General features: G+C 69.8%; 4 protein-coding genes. 2 read left to right on the top strand and 2 right to left on the bottom strand.

Annotated elements, in window-relative coordinates:
* Both C5O18_RS07570 and C5O18_RS07565 read right to left on the bottom strand, forming a co-directional pair.
* Positions 1-532 (bottom strand): DnaA regulatory inactivator Hda (locus C5O18_RS07570; protein WP_146089274.1); only part of this gene is annotated, 532 nt, incomplete at its 3' end.
* Positions 522-1,616, bottom strand: a complete 1,095-nt coding sequence (locus tag C5O18_RS07565; RefSeq protein ID WP_241146778.1) for an AI-2E family transporter — start codon at positions 1,614-1,616, stop codon at positions 522-524. The genes C5O18_RS07570 and C5O18_RS07565, both read right to left, overlap by 11 nt.
* Positions 1,617-1,766: 150 nt before the next feature.
* Between C5O18_RS07565 and purM the strand changes: the two genes are divergently transcribed.
* A complete protein-coding gene (gene purM, locus C5O18_RS07560; RefSeq protein WP_105192861.1) occupies positions 1,767-2,807 on the top strand; it encodes a phosphoribosylformylglycinamidine cyclo-ligase in 1,041 nt (346 codons plus the stop codon).
* A 93-nt stretch (positions 2,808-2,900) separates the two neighbouring features.
* Positions 2,901-3,543, top strand: a 643-nt coding sequence (gene purN / locus C5O18_RS07555; RefSeq protein ID WP_105192859.1) for a phosphoribosylglycinamide formyltransferase, incomplete at its 3' end; no start/stop codon positions are given.

The raw sequence follows: 3,543 nt of genomic DNA, 5'->3' as shown, positions 1-3,543 counted from the left end.
CGAGCACGTCGTCATCCGGCGCCGGCAGCGCGTGCGCGCTGGCGCGGGCGAGCCGGGAACGCAGGTCGGGCAGCTGCAGCGGCAGGCCGGAGGGCGGCGTGCAGGCGCTGAACAGCAGGCGGCCGCCACTGGCCTGAAGGCGGTTGTAGAGGTTGAACAGTCCTTCCTCCCAGGCCGGCCAGCCGGCCACCGCCTCGATGTCGTCTAGCACGATCAGCGGACAGGACTCCAGGCCATCGAGCATTTCCGGCGGCATGAACACCACCTGGCGCAGCGGCAGCAGCACGGCCTGGCCGGCATCACGCGCGACATCGGACACGAAGGCCGACAGCAGCAGCGAACGCCCGGCACCCGGGGCGCCCCAGATGCAGACCTCGCCGAGCTGGCCGGCGCGCAGCTGCGCCAGCGCCGACAGCACCGGCGCGAAGGCCCGCGCCGGCAGGTCGGCGAGGGTGATGTCGGACCGGCCCTGCAGCGGCAGCAGCAGCTGCTCCTCGGGCATGGCAGGCGTCAGGGCGAACTCAGGCGGCACTCGGCGGCCCTCCCCCCTGGTACCAGTGGCTCCGCAGGTAGCCGGCATGGGCATGGCGCACCAGCACCACGATGATGGCCGCCACCGGCAGCGCCAGCAGCATGCCGAAAATGCCGAACAGCTGGCCGCCGGCCATGACCGCGAAGATCACGCCCACCGGCGGCAGGCCGATGCGGTCGCCGATCAGCCAGGGCTGCAGCACCCAGCCCTCGATCAGCTGGCCGATGCCGAACACGACCCAGACCATGAGCACCGGCTGCCACTCGAGACCGAACTGGAACAGCGCCACGATGGTGGCGATGACGATGCCGAGCGCGAAGCCGAAGTAGGGAATGATGCTGGCCAGCCCCGCCACCAGGCCGATCACCATGGCCAGCTTGAGCCCGATCAGCTGCAGGCCGAGACCGTAGATGAGGCCGAGCGCGAACATGACCATGAGCTGGCCGCGCAGGAAGGCGGCCAGCACGCCGTCGCACTCCTGCGCCAGCGACACCAGCCGCGACTCGCTGCGACGCGGCAGCAGCTCGCGGGTGCGCGCCAGCAGGTGGTCCCAGTCCAGCATGAGGTAGAAAGTTACCACCGGAATCAGCGCGATCAGGCCCAGCGTCGCCGCCAGGTGGAGGCCGGACTGTGCCAGCTGGGTGAGCATGTTGGCGGTGCCGGCGTCGGCGCTCTGCCAGACGCTGGTCAGCCAGTTCGAGATCAGGTCCATGTCCAGGCGGTCGATGTTGACGCGCAGCTTCTGCTCCAGCCAGGGAATGCCGTGCCGGTTCATCCAGCGCAGCACCGAGGGGATGCGCGACTCCAGATACATGAGCTGCTCCCACAGGCGCGGCAGCAGGATGACCAGCACCGCGGCGCCGGCCGTGCACAGCGCGGTGAAGGTCACCGACACCGCGGTCAGGCGGCTCCAGCCGAAGCGCATCAGGCGCTGCACCAGCGGGTTGCCGAGGTAGGCGAAGAGCGCGCCGACCAGGAACGGCATGAGGATGGGGCGCAGGGCGTAGACCAGCCAGGCCAGCAGCGCCAGGCCGATCAGCAGCAGCCAGCGGTTGCGCTCTTTCATGCGGCGTTCCTGTTTCATGCGGAGCTCCCGGGCAGGCGCGACGGGCGGAAGGCGGCAAGGGCCGCCCGCAGCCAAGTTGGCGGGTATTGTGCGTAGCCGGTGCCATGACGGGCAAGCACCGTCCTGATAGAATGCGCGATCTTTTGCCACCGCCCCACGAGTTTTGCCATGACCGATCAGAAGCCCTCGCTCAGTTACAAGGATGCTGGTGTCGACATCGACGCCGGAGACCATCTGGTCGAACGCATCAAGGGCGTGGCGAAAAAGACCCGGCGCCCGGAAGTGCTGGGCGGCCTCGGCGGCTTCGGCGCCCTCTGCGAGATTCCGGCCGGCTACCGCCAGCCCGTGCTGGTGTCCGGCACCGACGGCGTCGGCACCAAGCTCAAGCTGGCCCTGCAGCTGCAGCGTCACGAGCACATCGGCATCGACCTCGTGGCCATGTGCGTCAACGACATCGTGGTCTGCGGCGCCGAATCGCTGTTCTTCCTCGACTACTACGCCACCGGGCATCTCAACGTGGACACCGCCGCCACGGTTGTCACCGGCATCGGCGAAGGCTGCCTGCAGGCCGGCTGCGCGCTGGTCGGCGGCGAGACCGCGGAAATGCCCGGCATGTACGAGGGCGAGGACTACGATCTGGCCGGCTTCGCCGTCGGCGTGGTGGAGAAGTCCGAGATCATCGACGGCTCCAAGGTCAAGGCCGGCGACGTGCTGATCGGCGTGGCCTCCAGCGGCGCCCACTCCAACGGCTACTCGCTGGTGCGCAAGATCATCGAGGTGTCGGGCGCCGACCTGTCGCAGGACCTCGCCGGCCGCCCGCTCGCCGATGTTGTCATGACGCCGACGCGCATCTACGTGAAGTCCATGCTGGCGCTGATCAAGGCGCTGCCGGTGCACGCGCTGGCCCACATCACCGGTGGCGGCCTGCCCGGCAACCTGCCGCGCGTGCTGCCGGAAGGCTGCGACGCCATCGTCGACGAATCCTCGTGGACCTGGCCGCCGCTGTTCCAGTGGCTGCAGCAGCAGGGCAACGTCGACCGCTTCGAGATGTACCGCACCTTCAACTGCGGCGTGGGCATGGTCGTGGTGGTGCCGGCCGAGCAGGCCGATGCCGCCATCGCGCAGCTCGCGTCCACCGGCGACCAGGCCTGGGTGCTGGGCCGCATCGTGCCGTCCACGCACAGCGAGCCGACGGTGGTCTTCGCCTGACATGCCGCGTGCCGCCGTCCGCTCCGCCACGTGCCGTCCGACCCCGGTCCGCGGCACCGGCGCTCCGCGCGCCATGAGCCCGGGAGCTCCAGCATGAGCCTGCGCCTGGTGGTGCTCATTTCCGGCTCCGGCTCCAACCTGCAGGCCATCCTCGAGGCCTGCGGACAGGCGGCAGGCCGGCCGGGTGACGGGCAGACCGGCGAACCGGCGGACAGCAGCGCCACCATGGACGCGCGCGTGGTCGGCGTGCTCAGCAACCGCGATGATGCCTACGGCCTGACCCGCGCCCGCCAGGCCGGCGTCGACACCGCCGTGCTGGCCCACACCGGCTATCCGGACCGCGAATCCTTCGACGCCGCCATGGCGGAGATCATCGACCGCTGGCAGCCCGACGTGGTGGTGCTGGCCGGCTTCATGCGCATCCTCAGCGCCAGCTTCGTCAGCCGCTACCAGGGCCGGCTGCTGAACATCCACCCCTCCCTGCTGCCGAAGTACAAGGGCCTGCACACGCACCAGCGCGCGCTCGACGCCGGTGACCTCGAGCACGGCTGTTCCGTGCACTTCGTCACGCCCGAGCTGGACGGCGGCCCGGTCATCGCCCAGGCCGTGGTCGACGTTAGACCGGAAGATACGGCAGCCACCCTGGCCGATCGCGTGCACGCGGCGGAACACCGCCTCTACCCTGCCGTGCTGGGCTGGCTGGCCGACGGTCGCCTGCGCTATCGTGACGAAAAAC

This window comes from Amnimonas aquatica (assembly GCF_002943415.1).
Lineage (GTDB): Bacteria > Pseudomonadota > Gammaproteobacteria > Pseudomonadales > Moraxellaceae > Perlucidibaca > Perlucidibaca aquatica_A.
The sequence above is the reverse complement of the archived record's forward strand: the minus strand, read 5'-3'. Positions and strand labels throughout refer to the sequence as shown.